The 20,268-nt window shown below is 30.3% G+C and carries 19 protein-coding genes; 3 read left to right on the top strand and 16 right to left on the bottom strand.

Annotated elements, in window-relative coordinates; translation table 11 throughout:
* Nucleotides 1-11: 11 nt before the first annotated feature.
* Both pfkB and DYA59_RS04575 read right to left on the bottom strand, forming a co-directional pair.
* A complete protein-coding gene (gene pfkB / locus DYA59_RS04570; protein WP_115269825.1) occupies nt 12-923 on the bottom strand; it encodes a 1-phosphofructokinase in 912 nt (303 codons plus the stop codon).
* A gap of 15 nt (nt 924-938) precedes the next feature.
* Nucleotides 939-1,649, bottom strand: coding sequence for a DeoR/GlpR family DNA-binding transcription regulator (locus DYA59_RS04575; RefSeq protein ID WP_115269827.1), 711 nt, complete (start codon nt 1,647-1,649; stop codon nt 939-941).
* Between the two features lie 212 nt (nt 1,650-1,861).
* Here DYA59_RS04575 and DYA59_RS04580 point away from each other — a divergent pair, with 212 nt between their 5' ends.
* Nucleotides 1,862-3,598: a phosphoenolpyruvate carboxykinase gene (locus DYA59_RS04580; protein ID WP_115269829.1), complete on the top strand. Its 1,737-nt coding sequence runs from the start codon at nt 1,862-1,864 to the stop codon at nt 3,596-3,598.
* Between the two features lie 89 nt (nt 3,599-3,687).
* Here DYA59_RS04580 and carB read toward each other — a convergent pair whose 3' ends face one another.
* From carB to DYA59_RS09600, 3 genes are read right to left on the bottom strand one after another with little or no spacing between them, the layout of a single operon-like run.
* Nucleotides 3,688-6,894, bottom strand: a complete 3,207-nt coding sequence (gene carB / locus DYA59_RS04585; protein ID WP_115269832.1) for a carbamoyl-phosphate synthase large subunit — start codon at nt 6,892-6,894, stop codon at nt 3,688-3,690.
* A 49-nt stretch (nt 6,895-6,943) separates the two neighbouring features.
* On the bottom strand, nt 6,944-7,999 hold the full coding sequence (locus DYA59_RS04590) for a carbamoyl phosphate synthase small subunit (RefSeq protein WP_115269834.1): 1,056 nt from the start codon (nt 7,997-7,999) through the stop codon (nt 6,944-6,946).
* Between the two features lie 55 nt (nt 8,000-8,054).
* Nucleotides 8,055-8,189, bottom strand: coding sequence for a hypothetical protein (locus DYA59_RS09600; protein ID WP_281268938.1), 135 nt, complete (start codon nt 8,187-8,189; stop codon nt 8,055-8,057).
* A 230-nt stretch (nt 8,190-8,419) separates the two neighbouring features.
* Here DYA59_RS09600 and DYA59_RS04595 point away from each other — a divergent pair, with 230 nt between their 5' ends.
* Nucleotides 8,420-8,821: a GrdX family protein gene (locus DYA59_RS04595; protein ID WP_115269836.1), complete on the top strand. Its 402-nt coding sequence runs from the start codon at nt 8,420-8,422 to the stop codon at nt 8,819-8,821.
* Between the two features lie 11 nt (nt 8,822-8,832).
* Entirely contained in the window at nt 8,833-9,468 is a 636-nt protein-coding gene (locus tag DYA59_RS04600; RefSeq protein WP_115269838.1) for a hypothetical protein, read from the top strand.
* Here DYA59_RS04600 and DYA59_RS04605 read toward each other — a convergent pair.
* From DYA59_RS04605 to DYA59_RS04650, 11 genes are all read right to left on the bottom strand, one after another.
* Nucleotides 9,465-10,811, bottom strand: a complete 1,347-nt coding sequence (locus DYA59_RS04605; protein ID WP_115269839.1) for an MATE family efflux transporter — start codon at nt 10,809-10,811, stop codon at nt 9,465-9,467. The two genes, DYA59_RS04600 and DYA59_RS04605, sit on opposite strands and share 4 nt — an antisense overlap.
* Nucleotides 10,812-10,815: 4 nt before the next feature.
* Nucleotides 10,816-12,606 carry a GTPase HflX gene (gene hflX / locus DYA59_RS04610; RefSeq protein WP_115271484.1) on the bottom strand — a complete coding sequence of 597 codons (1,791 nt, stop codon included), beginning with the start codon at nt 12,604-12,606 and terminating at the stop codon, nt 10,816-10,818.
* A gap of 77 nt (nt 12,607-12,683) precedes the next feature.
* Nucleotides 12,684-12,953, bottom strand: coding sequence for a cysteine-rich small domain-containing protein (locus DYA59_RS04615; protein WP_115269841.1), 270 nt, complete (start codon nt 12,951-12,953; stop codon nt 12,684-12,686).
* A 219-nt stretch (nt 12,954-13,172) separates the two neighbouring features.
* The gene (gene pyrE / locus DYA59_RS04620; RefSeq protein WP_005887442.1) at nt 13,173-13,796 is read right to left on the bottom strand and encodes an orotate phosphoribosyltransferase; all 624 of its coding nucleotides are present in this window, start codon (nt 13,794-13,796) and stop codon (nt 13,173-13,175) included.
* Nucleotides 13,789-15,003 carry a dihydroorotase gene (locus DYA59_RS04625; protein ID WP_115269843.1) on the bottom strand — a complete coding sequence of 405 codons (1,215 nt, stop codon included), beginning with the start codon at nt 15,001-15,003 and terminating at the stop codon, nt 13,789-13,791. Before DYA59_RS04625 ends, pyrE begins: the two co-directional genes overlap by 8 nt.
* A complete protein-coding gene (pyrF, locus tag DYA59_RS04630) occupies nt 14,997-15,725 on the bottom strand; it encodes an orotidine-5'-phosphate decarboxylase (RefSeq protein ID WP_115269845.1) in 729 nt (242 codons plus the stop codon). The genes DYA59_RS04625 and pyrF overlap by 7 nt, the downstream gene beginning before the upstream one ends.
* A gap of 252 nt (nt 15,726-15,977) precedes the next feature.
* Nucleotides 15,978-16,895, bottom strand: coding sequence for a dihydroorotate dehydrogenase (locus DYA59_RS04635; RefSeq protein ID WP_115269847.1), 918 nt, complete (start codon nt 16,893-16,895; stop codon nt 15,978-15,980).
* A 16-nt stretch (nt 16,896-16,911) separates the two neighbouring features.
* The gene (locus DYA59_RS04640; protein ID WP_115269849.1) at nt 16,912-17,718 is read right to left on the bottom strand and encodes a dihydroorotate dehydrogenase electron transfer subunit; all 807 of its coding nucleotides are present in this window, start codon (nt 17,716-17,718) and stop codon (nt 16,912-16,914) included.
* Nucleotides 17,719-17,961: 243 nt separating this feature from the next.
* Entirely contained in the window at nt 17,962-19,026 is a 1,065-nt protein-coding gene (pyrB, locus tag DYA59_RS04645; RefSeq protein ID WP_115269851.1) for an aspartate carbamoyltransferase, read from the bottom strand.
* A gap of 62 nt (nt 19,027-19,088) precedes the next feature.
* Complete coding sequence (locus DYA59_RS09605) at nt 19,089-19,214, bottom strand: hypothetical protein (RefSeq protein WP_281268939.1); 126 nt, start codon at nt 19,212-19,214, stop codon at nt 19,089-19,091.
* Nucleotides 19,215-19,288: 74 nt separating this feature from the next.
* Nucleotides 19,289-20,257: a thiamine ABC transporter substrate-binding protein gene (locus DYA59_RS04650; protein WP_115269853.1), complete on the bottom strand. Its 969-nt coding sequence runs from the start codon at nt 20,255-20,257 to the stop codon at nt 19,289-19,291.
* Between the last annotated feature and the right edge of the window lie 11 nt (nt 20,258-20,268).

Consider the following 20,268-nt stretch of genomic DNA (forward strand, 5'->3'; position numbering starts at 1 on the left):
TTGAGCCTCCTCTAATATTTTTTTATCTCTATTTTATTTAATAAACTATTCATTCCTTCAAAAGTTGTAAGTCCTTCAGAAAAGGCTGTTGAACTTCCAGAAGCTATTCCATATTTGTAACTATCTTCAAGAGTCATTCCCTTTGCTATTCCGTATACAACTCCAGCCACCATAGAATCTCCAGCACCAACTGAGCTAATAAGCTTACCTTGTGGAGCATTTCCTATATATACCTCTTTTTCTGTAATTAATATAGAACCATCTTTTCCTAAAGAGATTAATACATTTTTGCTTCCTAAAGCTTGTAAATCTTTTCCAGCTTGTATAATTTCCTCTATGTTGTTTAATTTTCTATTAAAAAACTCTTCCAATTCATGATTGTTTGGTTTTGTTAAAAATACTCCCTCTTTTAATCCTTCTACAAAAGGTAATCCCCTAGTATCTAATATAACTTTGCAATCTTTTGGTAAAAGTTTTATAATATCAGCATAGATACTTTTGGAAATAGAATTAGGAACACTTCCTGATAATATTATTACATCATCTTTTCCTATTTTTTCAAATTTTTTTAATAACTCCTGTACATCTTCTTGAGAAATATTAGGAGATTTTCCAGCTATTTCTGTTTCAAAATCTTTAGTTTTTAATTTAATATTTATTCTAGTATTTTCTTGAAGTTCTATGAAATCACTTTCTATTTCATATTCTTTTAAATGTTTTTTAATATAATCCCCTGTAAATCCCCCAACAAATCCTAGAGCTTTACTTTCAACAGAGAAATTTTTTAAAACTTTAGAAACATTTATTCCTTTTCCACCTGGTAAAGTATATCCTTCTTCCAATAAATTAAGACTTCCTAGTTGAAAATTTTCTATGCTCATATAGTAATCTATGGCAGGATTAAGTGTAAGTGTATATATCATTTTTCCCTCCTAAAATTATTTTATTTTAAATTCCTCTGGAATCTCTCCCTCTGTTAGAAGAGTTCCATCTTCTAAGCTAGCAAAGACTACGAAAGATTTTTTTCCAAATTTAGATGAATCACACAGGAAATAAACCTCATTAGCTCTATTGATAGCTTCACTTTTTATCATAGCTTCCTTAGTATCTGGAGTGGAATACCCTTCGCTAGTCACTCCATTAGCTCCTATAAAAGCTATATCTATGTTATAACCCCTTAAAGAAGTTACAGCACCTATTCCTACAGTGGCTCCAGTAGTAAATTTAGCTTCACCACCAAGAAGATAAGTTTCTATTCCATATCTATTTAACTCTTCTAAATGAGAGATACCATTAGTTACAACTTTAATATTTTCTTTATCTTCAAGATATTTGATTAGAATTTCCGTTGTACTTCCAGCGTCAAGATATACGATATCTCCATCTTTTATATATTCACTAGCAATCTTAGCAATTTTTTCTTTAGCTTTAGAGTGAATAGTTTTTTTAGAAATTATATTCTCTTCAGAAGGTATATTTAAAACAGCACCACCATGTACTCTTTTTATTTTTCCTTTTTTTTCAAGAGTATTTAAATCTCTACGAATTGTAGCTTCTGAAACATCCAATTTTTCCATTAGCTCTTGAACTTTTATATTTTTATTTTCATTTAAAAGTTTAAGTATTATGTCAAATCTACGAACATTCATAACATTATCACCTCATTTTTTTCAATATAAATATAACATAAATTTTCATAAAAATCAATCATTTTCTTTCAAAATAATCAAAAACTATCAAGAATAATTAAAAAAATATTTTTAAAAAAATAAAAAATAAAAATATTTGAATCTTTATTCTTGACTTTAGTCTTTTTATATGATAATGTATATTTGTAATATATATCTTAGGAGGATTTTAAATGAGACAAGAAGCAACGATCAATAGAAATAGTATAACAGTTAATTTTACTGTTAAATATTGTAATAATGCAGAATCACTTTTAAATAGTGATGGTTTTAAAAGAGTTTTAACTGCTTTTATTGAAAAAATTGAAAAAAAAGAAACACCGGTATATATTTATATAAAAAGTTGTTGTGGTAAAAATGCAAATTTAGTTCAGGAAATTACAAGACTTTTTAAGCTCCTTATTGTTTTAGAAGAAGAAGAGATAGCTAAATTAGATGAAAAATATGCGAAACTTTTAGAAGACAAAAATACTTTTATTGAATTTATAGAAAACCTATATACATTTTGGAGAAAATATGAGAGATATGCTATCGTTAGAAATGCAAAAAGAGGTGAAGGTCTCCAAAATGTAAACTTTATTGATGCTATAAATAATTTTAAAAATCTTATTCTTAGTACATATAGACAAATAGAAGAAACGGTAATGGGTTATAAACATAGAGTCTACAGGCAATTAAATGCTGGTATTAATGCTGGTATTATATTAAATGATATGAATAGAGTCTACCCACCTGAGTATTCTTTTTTAGAAAGAGTTCCATTTATAGAAACAATTATTTTACAACCTCCATTTATAACTTATCCAAAAAGAAATACTAGAACTGGTATTTTCCAAGAGGTTTTTGAAAATCCTTTAAAAGATGTTTGTATAAATGAGGAAAATTGGTTTTGTTATCCTGCAAAAGTTGGTGAATCTCTCGCTTTCATCTATTTTAATAGATTTTTTATGTCACAAGGAATAGCTTTATGTAATTTATTTGAATTAGCAAGAGAGGAAGAATATAAAAATAGAAGACCTGATATCATATATATTTATGGTGTAAAAGATTATGATACTGAAATGAAAACTCTTTTCTATAATGATAAAGAAAATAACATGATGGTAGGTTATGCTAACTACGGAGAAGATATAGATTATTTCGGATATATGAAAAAAATGATTTTAACTCTTCATAACTTAAGAATGATACAAAAAGGTGGATTACCTATACATGGCGCTATGGTTAATATTGTAATGAAAAATGGTAAAAAATATAATATAGTTATCATGGGAGATAGTGGTGCTGGTAAATCAGAGAGCTTAGAAGCTTTTAGAAATTTAAGTGAACAGTATGTAAAAGATATGAAAGTAATCTTTGATGATATGGGAACACTTCTTCTAAATCCAAAAGGTGGAGCTCCATTAGGAGTAGGAACAGAGATAGGAGCTTTTGTTAGATTAGATGATTTAGATACTGGCTATGCTTATAAAGAAATAGATAGAAGTATCTTTATGAATCCAGATAAAAAAAATTCAAGAATAATCATTCCTATAGCATCTTATGCTGATATAATGAAAGGTTATCCTATAGATTTTTTCTTTTATGCCAATAATTATGATAAAACAGACAATAACGAACTTGAATTTTTTACTAATCCTACTGAAGCTATCGAAGTTTTTAAAGCCGGAAGAAGAATGGCAAAAGGAACTACTAGTGAAGTAGGAATTGTTGATTCATATTTTGCTAATCCTTTTGGACCAGTTCAAAAACAAGAAGAAACAAATATTTTAATTGATAGATTTTTCAAAGAGATGTTTTCAAAAGGAGTCAAAGTAGGACAGATTAAAACTCAATTAGGAATAAAAGGTATGGAAAAAAAGGGGCCTATGAAAGCGGCTCAAAAATTATTTGAACTAATTAAAGACTAATTTTTATCATATGGTCACAACAATAATTAAAATTATTAGTTATGACCATATTTTTATTTGCTATATTTTATATTTTAATGATAGTTCCATTAAATTTTGCTCACATCAAATACATCTAATTTATTTTCATCAATATGACTATCTTGCATTCTTAAAATTGCATTGATAGTATCTAATGAAGTAAGTACATCTACACCATACTCAATAGCTGTTCTTCTCATTTTAAATCCATCTCTTTGAGCGTCATTAGCTTTAGTAGGAGTATTGATTAATAAGTCAACCTCTCTATTTTTTAATACATCGTTGATATTAGGTGACTCTTCTCCTATTCTATTTACTAGAGTAGACTCAACACCATTTTCTGCTAGGAATTTTTGAGTTCCTTTAGTTGCAAATAGAGTAGAACCGTGTTTTACTAAGCTCTTAGCTATTGGTAAAAATTCCTCTTTATCTTTATCTCTAATAGTTACTAGGATTTTTCTATCTTGGATTAGGTGAACTCTCTTAGCTCCTAATAATCCTTTGAAGATTGCCTCATCTACATTGTTTCCTACGCCTAAAACCTCTCCTGTTGATCTCATTTCTGGTCCTAATGATACCTCAACACTTGATAATTTTTCAGTAGAGAATACTGGTACTTTTACAGCAACTACATTTGGTTTTTTGTAGATTCCTGTTCCATATCCTAAGTCTTTTAATTTCTCTCCTAGAGCAACTCTTGTAGCTATTTCAATAGCTGGTACTCCAGATACTTTAGAGATATATGGAACTGTTCTTGAAGATCTTGGGTTTACTTCAATTACATATAATTTATTTTGGTAAGCGATAAATTGGATATTCATCATACCTTTTACTTCAAGAGCTTTAGCCATTTTCTTAGTTATTTCTAATAACTCTTCCTCTGTTCCTTCATATAGATTTTGTTGAGGGTAGATAGTTATAGAGTCTCCAGAGTGAACTCCAGCTCTCTCTAAGTGTTCCATTACTCCAGGGATTAATACATCTTCTCCATCACAGATAGCATCTACTTCTAATTCTATTCCGTTTAAGTATTTATCTATTAATACTGGGTTAGCAGAATCTCTTTCAAATGAAGCTTCTAAGTATTTTACTAAGTTATACTCATCGTGACATATTTCCATTCCTTGTCCTCCAAGTACGTATGAAGGTCTTACAAGTACAGGATATCCTATCTCATTAGCTATCTCTATTCCGTGAGCTACATCCCAAACACCTCTTCCTTTTGGTCTGTTGATGTTAAGCTCTTCCATCATCTCTTCAAATCTCTCTCTATCTTCAGCTTCGTCTATCTTATCAGCACTTGTTCCTATGATTTTTATTCCTCTATCACTTAAATCATTAGCAAGTTTTATAGCTGTTTGTCCTCCAAATTGAAGAATTACTCCCTCTGGCTTCTCTTTTTCTAGGATAGCCATAATATCCTCTGTTACTAATGGCTCAAAATATAATTTATCAGCAGTTGAGAAGTCAGTTGAAACTGTTTCTGGGTTGTTATTGATAATTATACTTTCAATTCCTAATTTCTTTAAAGTTTTTACAGCGTGTACTGTACAGTAGTCAAACTCTATTCCTTGTCCTATTCTGATTGGTCCTGAACCTATAACTACTACTTTTCTGTTGTTACTTACTACTACTTCATCAAATTGATCATAAGTAGAATAGAAGTAAGATGAGTCTGCAGCAAACTCTCCAGCACAAGTATCAACCATTTTATAAGTAGGGATTATACTGTAAGCTTTTCTCTTTCTTTCGATATCTCTTTCAGAAATTCCCATTAAGCTAGCAATTCCTTTATCAGAGAATCCTTTTTTCTTAAGATTTCTTAGATAGTGCTCATCTAAATCTTTGAATTTCATTTTCTTTAATAACTCTTCTTGTTTAACTATCCATTCGATTTTTTCCATAAAGAATTTATCTATACCAGTTAATTTTTGAAGCCTTTCTTTGATGTATCCTCTTCTTAGCATCTCAGCAACTACGAAAATTCTTTCATCATCTGGTTTTACAACAGCAGCTTTTAATTCCTCTATTGTCATCTTCTTAACAACTGGGTGCTCAAAGCTAAATCTTCCTATTTCTAGAGAACGTAATCCTTTTTGGAAAGCAGCTTCAAAGTTATTTCCAATAGCCATTACCTCTCCAGTAGCCATCATCTTAGTTCCAAGTTTTTTGTTTGCTTTTTTGAATTTATCAAATGGCCATTTAGGGATTTTTACAACTATATAGTCAAGAGCTGGTTCAAAACAAGCAAATGTTTTTCCAGTTACTTCGTTTTTAACTTCGTCTAATAGGTATCCTAATGATAATCTAGTAGCAACTCTAGCTATTGGATATCCTGTTGCTTTAGAAGCTAATGCAGACGATCTTGATACTCTTGGGTTAATCTCTATAATAGCATACTCAAATGATTTTGGGTGTAGAGCGAATTGAACGTTACATCCTCCTACTACTCCTATCTCATTTACTATTTTAAGAGCTGAAGTTCTTAACATTTGATACTCTCTATCTGATAGAGTTTGTGATGGAGCAACTACTATTGAGTCTCCCGTATGTATTCCAACTGGGTCAATATTTTCCATATTACATACTGTGATAGCATTTCCATTAGCATCTCTTATTACTTCATACTCTATCTCCTTCCATCCAAGGATTGATTTTTCAATTAGAACTTGTCCAACTCTCGATAGTGCTAAACCTTTTGAAAGAATATCTTCTAACTCTACATCATTGTTAGCAAATCCTCCACCTGTTCCTCCAAGTGTATAAGCTGGTCTTACAACTACTGGGTATCCTATTTCATTGGCTACTTTGAATCCCTCTTCTAAACTTTCAACAATTTTACTTTTAATGATAGGCTCTCCAATTTTTTCCATAGCCTCTCTGAATAACTCTCTGTCTTCTCCTCTTTTGATAGATTCGATAGGAGTTCCGATTACTTTTACACCATATTTATCTAGGATACCTTTCTCTGCTAACTCAACTGCCATATTAAGAGCTGTTTGTCCTCCCATTCCAGCAAGTATTGAGTCAGGTCTCTCTTTAGCTATTACTTTTTCTACGAACTCAACTGTGATTGGCTCGATATATATTCTATCAGCTACAGCTTTATCTGTCATTATTGTTGCAGGGTTAGAGTTGATTAATACAACCTCTATTCCTTCTTTTTTTAATGTTTCACAAGCTTGTGTTCCAGAATAGTCAAATTCTGCTGCTTGTCCTATGATTATTGGTCCTGAACCTATAACAAGTGTTTTCTTTATAGATTTATCTAACATTTATATCCTCCCGAAAATTTTCCTTTTTATACACAATAAATATTTAGAATTATTTTCCTTCTATAACATCTAAGAAATCATCAAATAGATAGTCAGAGTCTGCTGGTCCTGGCCAAGCCTCTGGGTGATATTGTACACACATAATTCTTAAATCTTTACTTCTCATTCCTTCGATAGAGTTATCATTTAAGTTGATATGAGTTACTTCCATAGCCTCAGGTACTCTATCCACTACATATCCGTGGTTTTGAGAAGTTATAAAAATTTTATTTTTTATTAAGTCTTTAACTGGGTGATTACATCCTCTATGTCCATATTTTAATTTAGTAGTAGTTCCACCTAATGCCCAAGATAATAATTGGTGTCCTAAACAGATAGCAACTATTGGAAGTTTTCCTACCATTTTCTTAATCTCTTCAATTACACCAGTTAAATCAGCTGGGTCTCCAGGTCCATTAGATAGGAATAATCCATCTAAATCATATTTCATTATCTCTTCAGCTGCTGTATTCCAAGGGAAAACCACTAAGTGACAACCTCTTTTTGAGAAACTTCTTAGGATATTTCTTTTTATTCCAAAGTCCATTACTCCTATTCTTTTTCCCTCTCCAGGAATCTCATATATCTCTTTTGTACTTACTTGGCTTACAGCATCTTTATTGCTATATGCATTGAAACGCTCCCATATCTCTTTCTCAGTTAAGTCTTCAGCAGTGATTATAGCTCTCATTGCTCCCTCTTCTCTGATTATTTTTGTAAGTTGTCTTGTATCTACACCTTTAAATGCTACTACACTGTTTTGCCTTAAAAATCCATCTAATGTCATTTCACATCTGAAGTTATTAGGAAGTTTAGCATCTTCTTTAATTACAAACCCTTTTAAATGGATTTTACTAGACTCCATATCCTCTAAGTTGATTCCATAGTTTCCTATCATTGGGTATGTCATTACTACAATTTGCCCACAGTATGATGGGTCAGTTAAAAGTTCTTGATAACCAGTCATTCCTGTATTGAATACTAATTCTCCAGTACACTCTCCTAACTCACCAAAAATTTTTCCTTCAAAACTCATACCATTTTCAAGAATAAGTTTTCCTCTCACTTTAACCTCCTATAAATCCTAATACTAAAATTTTTTCCCAAAAAAAATGATATAACTAAAAAGTCATATCATTTCTAAAATAAAAATTAATAAATTTCAAAATAAGTTTATCTTTAAAAGAAAAATCGAATAAATTGTCAATAAGAAAAATTTTAAATTCTAAAATATGCCCAATCAACATCTTTCTCATTTTCTCCCTCCATTTTTCCTCTTTCTCATTTTTTACTGAAAATAATTATAACTTTTTTTTTATATTATGTCAATATTTTTTTAAATTACTTAATCTTTTTAAAAAATATACTCAAATTAAATATTATAATATAAAATTTTTACTCTATTATTTATAAAATAATAGCTTTTTTAGAACCTCACTTGACGAATTCTATTTTTTGTGCTAATAAAATAACAGGAGGTGATTTCATGGAGTATACTATAATTACAAATAATAGTAAAGTTTATAACTTCTATAAAGAAACAAATGAAGTTTTATTTTATCAAAAAAAGGATCTAATAGATCTTCTTGAAATTATTAAAGAAAAAATATATAAAGGTCATATTTTATTATCTGACCCTATTTTGAGTACATTAGATAATTTAGATAATCCCTATAAATCAGTTGCTATCTCTAAAGCAGATTTTTTAGGTAAAATTTTTATAAATGATGATTCTCAAAAAAATATGATAGATTCAACTATTAAAATTGCTAAAAAACTACCTTTTAGAAAAATTATTTTAGATATTGAAGAATGTGAATTAGAAAAATATAGATTTATAGATTTAAATATTCTTACTGAATTTATAAAACGACTTGATAATTTTTAAGTAGGTGGCTTATGAAAGAAAAATATTTTGAGAGAATAATTAATAATCTCCAATTTAACTTTATTCCTATTTATTCATTAAAAGATAATAATATACTAGGATATAAAATTATAAAAGATTTTTCCAAACTAGGCTTTAATGACAAAGATTATATGTATCAATTAGCATATGAAGTAGGCATTTTTAAAGAGTTTACTTTAGAAATATTAAAAAAATCTTTCGAAAACATCTTATTTCATAGTCTTTCTTCAAATTTTTTATTTTATACCTTAAGATTAAATTTAATCGATGATATAAAAGAATTTTTAGAATTACTTGATAGAACTATCACTTTTTCAAACTTATGTAAAAATAAGATTATTTTCGATATCCAAGGGATTAATGATTGGAAAGAATTTTACAAAAAATACTCAAGTTATTTTAAATATAATATAATTTTAAAAGAGGGAAAAACTTCAACACTTAATATTAATAACGTCATCCATTCTAAAGCTATTTTTGTTGAACCTAGAACTCTTGATACATTAATATATTTAAAAGCATGTTCTAATTTTGATACACCTTTTATCTTTAATTTGAAGAAAGAAAAAGAGCCTTTACTTTCTCAAATAAAAGCTCTTGGTATTGACTACTACTACAACTACTAAGTTGTAGTTTTTTTTGTTCTATAATATTTTTTCCACTTTCTTTCAAATACAAAAACTATAATTATTGCCTCTATACTCCATTGGAGAGCAGTCACTTTCCAAAATGTAGTCACTGGATATCTTTGAAGATAGAGAAAATAGTATATAAGTGGTAACCTTATTACCCAGTTAGTAAATAATACTACTTTAAATGGTGTCTTAGTATCTCCCATTCCTTTCATAGCCCCTTCAATAACCATAGCTATTGCCATAGGTACTTGCTCTATTGCTGCTAATGTCAGACACATAGCCCCCAATGTTATTACTTCTTTTTCACTCTCTTTTATAAATAGTGAAATTAACTCATTTGGAAATAGGAAAAATATAATAGCTGTAAATCCCATTGTTATTATAGAGAGAGTTACTGTGTAATAGATATATTTCTTTGCCTTTTCAAAATTTCTCTCTCCCACTGAGTGTCCAGCTAGTGTAGTAAGAGCCACAGCAAATCCCCAACCTGGCATAAAACTTATACTCTCAATAGTTATCGTAATCTGGTTTGCTGCAAAGGCAAGACTTCCCAATCCCATTATTATAGATACATTGATAAGTCTATTTATACTGAAAGCTCCCTCTTGGCAAGCTGATGGGATAGCTAAATAAACTAGCTCCTTAAAATCTTTCATTACAATTTTTCTATTTAGCTGTATCTTAAAAGGCAATCTCTTCAGTTGTGAAAAAGAGAAGATAAAGGCACAAACTATACCAGTTACTGTGGCAATAGCAGCTCCCTTTACTCCTAGTTCTGGAGCTCCAAATTTACCAAAGATAAGAATATAATCTAGTGACACATTGACAATATTCATAATAGCAGCTCCATAGAGTGGAGTTCTAGTATTTTTACACCCTCTATATATTCCGTTAAAAATATTAGTGAGCATATTAAAGATTATTCCAAAGGAACAAACCTTTAGATACACCTTTCCTAATCTGATAACATCATCACTAGCCCCTGCTATTTTTAAGATATTTTCAGCAAATATAAAATATATAGCATTTAAAACTACACCTAGAAAAATCCCTATCTTTATAGCAATATTTGATACCTCGCTAGCCTTATCTATATTTTTTGCTCCTAAAGAACGAGATACGATAGATGTAACGGAGATAGAAACTCCCATAGCCACCAATATATTAAAAAAAGTATATATTACTTCTGAACTAAGCCCTACTGCAGAAACTCCAAGTTGCCCACTGTGTCTTCCCACCATTATAGTGTCAAATACCCATATCATCATATAGAGTATCATCTCTCCCACAGCAGGTAGAGCCAATTTTAAAATCTCTCCAATAGTTTTTTTCATACTATCATTCCCCTATTAAATATTTTTTACATTTATTGTATACCTCATTATTTACTACTGCAGATATTTTTAATCCTTCTCCCTCATACTCTTCACTTTGAATTATAGCATTTCTGTGTAGATAAGCTCCCATAGATGAGTCACTATAAGGGATTAGATATGTACATACTCTTGTTGTTTGAGGTAGAGATTCCACCATCATCTCTAAGAATCCATCTATATTCATTTGAGATTTTGCACTTATCTCAATAGTTTTATAAGCTGGGAACTTCTCTTTTATAGTATTAAGTTGCTCTTCCGTAGCTTTGTCACACTTATTTAAAGCTAAAAACATCGGCTTATCCATAGCGTCTAACTCTGTCAATACCTTTTCAACAGCTATTATCTGTTCAATAGCAGTATCACTAGAGGCATCTACTACATGGATAATCAAATCTGAAAAACTTACCTCCTCTAAAGTAGACTTAAAAGCCTCTACTAAATCATGTGGGAGTTTTCTTACAAATCCTACTGTATCTGTAAGAGAAACCACTCTCTTATCTGGTAAAGTTATAGCTCTAGTTGTAATATCTAAAGTGGCAAATAGCATATTTTCAGCAAAAACAGCCTCTTTTTTAGAAGTATTATCTGCTGGGAACATATCTACTAAAAGGTTTCTCAAAGTTGATTTTCCTACGTTTGTATACCCTACTAAAGATATTTTAGGAATACCAGATTCCTCTCTCTTCTCCCTTTGAGTAACTCTAGTTTTTCTTATCTTTTCTAACTCTTGCTTCAAGTCATAGATAGTTTCTCTTATTCTTCTTTTATCTATCTCAAGTTTTTTCTCTCCAGGTCCTTTGGTTCCTACTCCTCCTCCTGTTCTTGACATTGTGCTTCCAAGTCCAAGAAGTCTAGTACTTCTATATTTTAATTGTGCTAACTCTACTTGAATTTTTGCCTCTCTAGTTCTAGCTCTTCTAGCAAATATCTCCAATATAAGAGTAGTTCTATCAATGACTTTACAACTTGTTATCATCTCAAGATTTTTTACCTGCATACCTGTTAACTCTTCATCAAAAATTATCAGATTTGCTCTTTTTAATTGTTTGTATACTGCCAACTCTTGAGCCTTTCCTGTACCTATAAAAAAACATGAATCCACTCTATTTTTCTTTTGCATAAATGTCCCTACTACTTGAACATTACAAGCTCTAGCTAACTCTGCTAACTCATCTAAACTCTCCTGTGTATCTATTCCCACAAGAACAGCATACTCAGTATCATTCTCCACTATATCTCTCTTTCTCAAAAGAGACTCTATCTCATCAAATTTATTTATCATAGGATAGTTTACTGCTTCTTCTATACTAAGTGGTCCTACTACCTCATGTGTTAACTCATTATTCTCTACATTACAAAATCCTAAAGTTACTCCTGTAATTTTGTCTTCAGTTATTCCTATTGCTGCTATACAATCTAGTTTTAATTTTATAAGTGCAGATATATCTATGTTAGATAGATTTGAACTTCCACTAGGGTGTGTATGTATAACTCTCACTCCAGAAAGTCTTTTCTCCTGTATATCCATAATAGGAAGCTGTACACTACTACTATCTCCTATTGAAATCTCTGTAACATTTCCTCTTCTATCTATTGCTATATTTATCTCTCTATTTATTTTGTTACTTATTTGAGCTATGATCATAAGCATCTCTGGCTCAATAAGTTTATTTTTTTCTACATTTATCTCATAGAGAGAATCCAATTCTTTAAGTATATAATCCTTTATTCCCTCTGTATTCCCTCTTATCATAATATCAACTCCATCTTCTATCTTTCTCCATATTATAACATAAACTCTAAATAAATCCACATTTTAATATTTTATTCTCAAGAAGAGTGATTTTCTCTTATTATCTTAATTATATCTTTAATTTTTTTCTGAACATAATCATAGCCTATATCTTTCAAATGTGGTATTGTACAATTTGAACAATCTTTTATACCTTCAGATGTATATCTAAAGTTTCCACCACATTTATCATCCAACATATATAATGGGCAGTAACAAAACATACAATTAAAGTCTTCTAAATTGTCAACTTTATGACATGGGAAATACTTGCAATCTTTATTACACATAAATTTATAACTATTCATAATTTATCTCCTTGTTTTATAAAATTAAATTTAGTATTATATCTCAATGTATATTTATATACTTTTATAATTTACTTTAAATTAAAACTAAATAAATTATCTATATATAAAAAAAGAAAATTTTATTATAGCAAGCATTGTTCTAAGTACTAGCAATTGAAAATAAAACTTTCTTCCCACATAAATTATTTAATTTTTTATACAATAATTCTTAATATCCTATCTTCCCCAAGTATCTGTATTTTTATTCCAAGAAGCAGCTATTTCAGCTTCCTCTTCAGTTAAATATTTTTCTTCTTTTGCTAATTCAAGTAATGCTGTGAAGTTAGATAAAGTTTCCCATTTGATATTTTTTTCTCCAAAGTTTTTATAAGCTTTATCAAACTCATAAGAGAAGATAGCTAGTACTTCTACTTCTTTGGCTCCTTCATTTCTAGCAGCTTCAACAGCTTTTATTGAGCTTCCCCCAGTAGAGATTAAGTCTTCAATTACAATAACTTTTTTTCCTTCAAAATCTGCTCCTTCTATTTGTCTTCCTGCTCCGTGAGCTTTTTTCTCTCCTCTTATATAACTCATTGGTTTATTCATAAGTTGTGCTATAAAAGCTGCCCAAGGAATTCCAGCAGTTGCTGTTCCTGCTACTACATCAAAATCTTTTTCAGATAATTTTTTTATAAACTCATCTACTACTACTTGTCTTTCAACAGGATATCCTATCATTTTTCTATTGTCACAATAGATTGGACTTTTGATTCCAGATACAAATGTAAATGGTTCCTTTACGTTTAATTTTACTGCTCCTGTGCTTAATAATGATTTTGCTACATCTTTTGCTCTACTCATGATAATTAATTTCCCTCCCATATTTTCCATAAAACTCTTTATTTGAATATACTATTTGACCTCTTAAAATTGTTGTAACAACTCTTCCACCTCTATTAAATTTTTCATATGGTGTCCAATTTGCTTTAGTTATTACATCATCATCTTTTATAGCTGACTTATCATCTCTATCTATTATTACTAAATCAGCGTCATATCCAACTTGAATTTTTCCTTTATTTGCTATATTAAAAATTTCAGCTGGTTTTGTACACATTACCTCAATAAGTCTTGCCATTGAGATTTTCCCTTCATCTACACCTTTCAGCATCATCTCAAGTGAGTTTTCTACTCCAGGTATACCAAAAGTAAGTTTTGCTAATTTTTCCTCTATTAGATGAGGTGCATGGTCTGTTCCTATTGTATCAATAGTCCCATCAGCAAGAGCTTTCCATAACTCCTCATTATCCTCTTTAGTTTTTAATTCTGGCTTCATTCTAAGTAACATTGAACTTCTCTCATCAGCATTTACATCATCTACATTTAAGAAAAGATGATGTGGAGTAACTTCTCCGTAAACTTTTAATCCCTTAGCCTTTGCTTCTCTTAACATCTTAGCTTCACTAGCTTTTGATAGATGACATAGATATAATGGTTTATCATATTTTTCACAAAGCTCAATAGCTTTGGCTACCATCTCTTCTTCAGCATGTACAGATATAATTTTTGATTCTCTAAAAATATTTTCTATAACACTATCTTCTGTTATTAACATATCTCCAGTAGACATATTTAAAAATATCTTTGTAGAAGCAGCCTTATCTATTACTTTTTTTATCTCTTCACTGTTATCGTTTCTACTTCCACCAAAATTAAATCCATAGTCTACATATGATTTTCCAACCATCATAGCTCTTTTTTCTTCAAATATTTCAGAAGTAGTTACAGCTGGTACTGTATTTGGCATATCAATAAATGTAGTAACTCCACCTCTAGCACAAGCCATACTTCCAGTCATGAAATCCTCTTTATGAGAAAGTCCTGGGTCTCTCATATGGCAATGAGCATCTACCACTCCAGGAATTACCCATTTTCCTTTAGCATCTACTACCTCTAATCTTCCTTCTGGAATATTTTCCGATATCTCTATTATTTTCCCATCTGCTGTTAATATATCTGTAACTTTTTCTACTCCATCAATTAGAATTCTACAGTTTTTTATTAGCATAATCCTGCCTCTTTCATTCCTTCTAAGATTTCTGCCTCTACCATTTGTGCTGCTTTAGCTGGGTCTTCATTTTTAGTAATTGGTCTACCTACTACTAAGAAATCACATCCATTTATTATAGCATCTTTTGGAGTCATTATTCTCTCTTGGTCATTTGTAGCTGACCATTTTGGTCTTACTCCTGGGCACACAGTTTTGAAATCTTTTCCACAAGTATCTTTTATAAGTTTAGCTTCCCATGGAGAACATACTACTCCATCTAATCCAGATGTTTTTACAAGTTTTGCCCAGTTTAAAGCTAAATCAGCAAGAGAAAGTTTTGATTGGAAAGTCTCCTCTACATCTTCTACTGATAAACTTGTTAAAACTGTAACTCCTATTACAAGGTTATCTTGATTTATTTTTTTAACCTCTTCTGCAACTTTAGTCATCATCTTTCTTCCACCACTAGCATGTACATTGAACATAAATACATTTTGCTTAGCAGCAAACACAGAAGCCATAGCTGTTGTATTTGGAATATCGTGGAATTTTAAATCCAAGAAAACTTTTTTCCCTTTAGTAGAAAGATACTCTATTATCTCTCCTTTAGAGTTTAAGAAAAGTTCTAATCCAACTTTATAAAAAGTTGCTCCATCTCCAATTTTTTCTACAAGCTCTTTTGCTTGGTCAGCTGTTGGGAAATCCAAAGCTATTATCATTCTATCCTTAGCACTATACATAAATCTATCTCCTTTTTAATTTGATTTTAGATAATTTTATCCAAATTAATTATTAACAAAAGATGAAAACTCAAAGATTTGCGAAAATTACGGAGAAAAGTTAGATTAACTCAGCGAAGTTGAACGCTAAAAAAAGCAATAAGCCAAAGGCTTAACCCTTGCTTTTTTAGTGAGATAAGCCATAGTTAATCAACTTTTTGTAGTCTGAAGCAAATCTTAGGTTTCATTTAAATTTTTATTTTTTTGATAAAATTATCTGTGAGCTGTCCCTACTAACTCACTTATATTTTCAAGTACATTCTCTTCACAATATTTTTGTAATCCCTCAGCTATTTCTACAGCTAGCATAGGATTAGAGAAAATAGCTGAACCTATTGATATCATAGAAGCTCCAGCCATTATAAACTCAAGAGCATCTTCTACTGAAGCTATTCCTCCCATTCCAATAATAGGAATATTTACAGCTTTATATACTTGATAAACCATTCTTACAGCTACAGGTTTTACAGCTGGTCCAGAAAATCCTCCAAAAGTATTTCCTAATACTGGTTTTTTAGTTCTTATATCTATTACCATTCCAAGTAAAGTATTGATAAGAGATACTGCATCTGCTCCATTTTCCTCTACTATCTTAGCTATACTAGCTATATCAGTAACATTTGGAGAAAGTTTTACTACTAATGGTTTAGATGTAACTTTTCTTACCTCTCCTGTTACTCTAGCAGCTACCTCTGGATTAGCTCCAAAAGCCATACCTCCATCTTTTACATTTGGACAAGAGATATTTAACTCTACTACTGCTATTTCAGGAATTTTATCTACTCTTTTTGCTATTTCAACATACTCCTCTACAGTTTTTCCGTTGATATTAGCTATTATATTTGTAGTTATTCCTTGAGCTTTCATCTCTGGTAAAATGTGAGATTCAAAATAATCTATTCCAGGATTTTCAAGTCCTACACAGTTTAACATTCCAGCAGGAGTTTCAGCTATTCTTGTACCATAGTTTCCATCTCTTGGCTCCACAGTAAGCCCTTTTATTCCTATTCCCCCTAATATATTTGGGTCAAAATACTCTTTATATTCCATTCCAAATCCAAAACAACCAGAAGAAGTTACTATCGGATTTTTAAAATCTACACCTAAAAATTTGGTTTGTAATCTGTTCATCTTTTCCTCCAACAAATTAATTTCCACAACAAGTTTCAGTTTTTTCTACAACTGGGTCAAAGTCTACAATAGTTTCAGAATCAAAAACAGGTCCATCATGGCAAACTTTTTTCATTCCAAATTTTGTTTTGATTGAGCAACCAACACAAGCTTTTACTCCACAAGCCATTCTAGCTTCCAATGAAATTTCACATTTAGTTTCAAATTTCTTAGCTGTTTTTGCAACTGCTTCCATCATTTTTTGTGGTCCACAAGTAAATACCATATCATATTTTTTAACTTTCATTAATTCTTCCATTTTAACTATAACATTTCCATGTATACCTACAGAACCATCATCAGTTGTAATATAGTTCTCTATTCCATCAAGATTGAAATTTGACATTATCTCCATAGCTTCTTTGTTTCTTCCACCAGCTATAAAAGTAACTTTATTATTTTTAGATAAAACTTCTATTAATAGTTTCATTGGAGCCATTCCCATTCCTCCACCTACTACTAATAACTCTTTCCCAGAGATTTCTGTTGTAAATCCTGTTCCAAGTGGTCCTTGAATATTGATTATCTCTCCAGCTTTCATAGAGACTAAATCTTTAGTTCCTCCACCTTTTATCTCATAATAAAACTCTAAAATATTATTCTCTTTATCTGCATAATGTAAGCTGATAGGTCTTCTTAAAAAATATACACCATTTTTACATTGTAACATATAAAACTGTCCAGCTTTAGCAGTTTTTACTGTTTTATCTCCTTTTACTTTCATAAGGTAGTTGTGTCCAGCAACTAATTTGTTTTCTAAAATTTCACAATTTTCTAAAAACATTTTTCCTCCCAATACTTCAAAATACTTATATTTATATAGAAAAACTCAAAAGAAAACTAAGAATTGTTTCATATTCCAAGAAGTTGATTAACTATAGCTTATCTCACTAAAAATGCAAGGGTTAAGTCTTCGACTTATTGCATTTTTTAGTGTTCGATTTCGCTGAGTTAATCTAACTTCTCTCCATAAATTACACAATTCTTTGAGTTTTCTTTAATTTTATTTACTATTCAAATTATGTTTTTAAATTTCCTTACCACAGTAATAACAGAATTTTCCATAATCTTTTACCACTACTTTATTCTCTGTCTCTTCATAATGAGTTACACACTTAGGATTTTTACAAACAGTTAAGAAGTGTCCTTCAACTTCCTCTTTCTCCTCTTTTCTAGGAGCAGTGGAATTTTTTAATCCTAGTGCTAAAACATACATAGCCTCTCTTGTAGGAACTCCATTTGCTGCTTGTTTAAAATATAGTGCATGCTTTGTATCATCTAAATCTATATTTATCTCATCTACTCTTGGTAGTGGATGTAATATTATCATATGCTCTTGACACTTATTTAATATAGTATCCTTAGATATTTTGTAAACTCCACTTACTTTATTATACTCCTCTATATCATCAAATCTTTCTCTTTGAATTCTTGTCATATAAAGTACATCTATCTCTTTTAATATTGGTTCATACTCAGAACAGATATGGTATTTCATTCCTTTTTCATCTAACTCTTTAGTGATGTACTCTGGTATTTGTATTGATTCTGGAGCTACGAAATAAAACTCTCCACCAAACATCTCTAATGCTTTAGTAAGAGAGTGTACAGTTCTTCCATATTTTAAATCTCCTACAAAAGCTATTTTAATATTTTCAATTCTTCCAATCTCTTTTTTTATTGTAAATAAGTCTAAAAGAGTTTGACTAGGGTGTTCATTTGCTCCATCTCCAGCATTGATAACAGGATTTTTAGAAATTTCAGAAGCGAATTTTGCCGCTCCCTCTATATAGTGTCTCATAACTATTATATCAGAGTAAGCCTCTACCATTTTTATAGTATCTCTTAAAGACTCCCCTTTCTTTAATGAAGTAGCATCTGGAGAATCAAATCCTAAAACTTGTGCTCCTAATCTATAAGCTGCTGATGTAAATGATAATCTTGTTCTTGTTGAAGGTTCAAAGAATAAACTTCCTACTATTTTCCCCTTTGCCAACTCTGCTTCTGATTTTTGTGAAAGTTCATTTGCTACTTCTAATACTTCTAATATCTCTTCTTTTGTTAAATCTTTAATAGATATGAAGTTTTTCATACTTTCTTTTCCTCCTGTTAAAATGTATCGAGTTAAACATAAAAAAAGGAATGAACTCTCCTTTAGATAAAGAGAGGTAACATTCCTTTCATTCTCTTAATAACTAAAAATTCTAAAAATATAAAATAGTCAGAAAATAGATAAAAAACAAAATAAATATGTTTTAATTTTTCAATAAAGTTTCTCATCTTTATTCCTCCCTATCTTAGTAACTGTATCTTTATCATCCTAACACAATTTTCATTTTTTTTCAAGTAAGAATTTATTTTTTTAATATATCAATAAGTTGTGTTTTATAAATATCCAAATTTTCTATTAAATCCTCTATCTGTTCCTTTGTAAGTTTTACAGTTTTATCAGTAGTTGGTACATTTTTAAATCCCTCACTTACTTCTATATTAGTAACTGGAAACATATAGTTCTCTTCGCTCATAATTTTTTGAAACTTGTCAGATAAAACTCTCTCCATAAATTTCTTAGCTCCATCTTTAACCTCTTTTTTATTTACTAGAGCTGCTCCCTCTTGATAGATATAGTTTCCATCTTCTAATAAGAAACTATCATATTTAGATGAATCCTCTCCTGTAAAAAATAGATTACTTGTTGCATACCCCACCATCATAGGTGCTTCTCCTGCTGTAAACTTTGCAAAAGCTTCACTCCAACCTGGCTCTACACTATATATTGCTGGTTTTAATTCCTTCCAAAAATCTAGCCAATTCTCTCCATAAAGTGCTATACTCCACTGAAGTGCCTCTTCCCCTGTAATAGAAACTTTTGGATTTTCTACCATAAGTTGCTTAGTCATAGCTCCAAGCTCTTTTAATGATTTAGGTGGAGTAGATATTTTTTCCTTATTATAGTTTATAGCTAGAATTCCATAATCCATAGGAATTACATACTCACTACTCATTTTAAAACTTTCATTAGCTATATTATCTATATTTTTTGGCACGTATGGCAATATTAAATTTTCTCTTCTTGCCATCTCAGTAGTAAGCTCTGTAAGTCCCACTACTACATCTGCTCTAGGTCTTTTCTTTTCAAGTTTTAATCTTCCTACTATACCATCTATTGAGATAAATTTTATACTGTCTCCAGTTTCTTTTTTAAAAACCCTTCCATACTCCTTCTCTATCCATTTCATAGAACTAGGTCCATAAATAATTATTTCTTCAGCATTAATATTAATTCCAATAATAAACAAACATCCAAATAAAATTTTTCGCATTTTTTACTCCT

Origin of the sequence: Fusobacterium necrogenes, assembly GCF_900450765.1 — a bacterium.
Lineage (GTDB): Bacteria > Fusobacteriota > Fusobacteriia > Fusobacteriales > Fusobacteriaceae > Fusobacterium_A > Fusobacterium_A necrogenes.